This window comes from Halanaerobium sp., from assembly GCF_003070835.1.
The window spans coordinates 1-1,521 of sequence record NZ_QBLR01000475.1 but is presented as its reverse complement, the minus strand read 5'-3'; the positions used below and the strand labels follow the sequence as shown (position 1 = coordinate 1,521).

The 1,521-nt window shown below is 34.8% G+C and carries 2 protein-coding genes; both read left to right on the top strand.

What is annotated here, in order from left to right:
• A partial coding sequence (locus CI949_RS20585; protein ID WP_290769907.1) for a flagellar protein FlaG occupies positions 1-268 on the top strand: 268 nt, incomplete at its 5' end.
• Positions 269-292: 24 nt separating this feature from the next.
• Positions 293-1,521: flagellar filament capping protein FliD (fliD, locus tag CI949_RS20580; RefSeq protein WP_290769906.1), on the top strand; the 1,229-nt coding region annotated here is incomplete at its 3' end.

Sequence of the window (1,521 nt, the reverse complement as noted above, 5' to 3'; positions counted from 1 at the left end):
GGCTACATCTCTTCAGGAAAAAAAAGAATATAACCAGCAAGAACTAGAAGATGAAGTTAGAGAATCTGTAAAAGATGTAAATGAAATAGTGGACCAGGTAAAAGAAGGACTTTCCTTTCAAATACATGAAGATACAGAAGAGCTAATGATTCAGGTAATTGATATTAATACAGATGAAGTAATAAAAGAATTACCACCTGAAGAAATGCTGGATTTAAAAGCAAGAATACATGAAATGGTAGGGATATTAATTGATGAAAAGGTTTAAAGAGGAAGTAGGTGTTAATCGATTATGCAACTAGATGGTTTAGCAACAGGTATGGATACTACTTCTATGATTGATCAGCTGGTAGCTTTAGAAAGAAGACCAATCTACAATTATCAGCAGGAAATATCTGAGATGGAACAGACTAAGGGTGCCTGGCGTGATGTAAACAGCAGGCTTGATAAGTTAGAAGATAGAACAACAGATCTAAAATTATCTTCAACCTATAATTCTCGCGGTGCAAGTTCCAGTGATGAAGATGTAGTTACTGCTTCTGCAAGTAATGACTCTAATGAAGCTAATTATTCTATTATTGTTAATAATGTAGCTAGTACTCAAAGAATATCCGGTAACAGATTGGATGATTCTACAACAGCAATTAAAGATCTTACAGGGTTTGGATCAATAGCTGCAGAAAACAATATTCAAATTAATGGAACAGATATTACAATTAATGATAGTGATAGTTTAACTGATATTAGTAATAAGATTAATGATGCAGAGGCTGGAGTAAGTGCTTCTATTGTAGATAATCATCTTGTATTAGAAAGTACTGACACAGGTGAAAAAAATCAGATTGCTTTAGTAGATGATAATGATCTATTTAAAAGCCTCGGTGTTCTACAAACGGGAGATAATGATGGCAGTCTATCCACAAATTTAATGGAAGTTCAAGATGCTGATACTGCTTTAGGATTAACCGGAAGTTTTCAGATTGATGTAGAGGGAGGTACTGGAACTGGAGAAATCACAGTAGATGAAACCACTACATTAAATGATATTAAAAGTCAGATAGATGCACTTGGTGGAGATCTTTCCGCTTCAGTAACTGATGAAGGTAATGGATATTTTTCTCTATCAATTAACAGTTCTACAGCTGGTTCAGATGTTAAGCTGAGTAATACTGGAACTGAGAATATCCTAGCAGATCTAGCTTTTGGTAATCGTAGTTATCAGAATGAATTGCAGACTGCAGAAGATGCAAATATTGATATTAATGGTATTACAGGTATTACAAGTTCTACTAATACTTTTTCAGAGGCTGTAGAAGGTGTAACATTTAATATAAGTACAGATGCTGAAATTGATAGTACAGCCACTATTTCTGTAGCAAAAGATACAGGCAAAGCTGCTGATGCTGTGCAGGCTTTTGTTGATCAATACAACAGCGTGATGAGTTTCCTTGATGGTAAAACAGATTATGATGAAGAAACAGAAAAAGGTGCTGTGCTGCAGGGTGATTCAACTGCAATGAG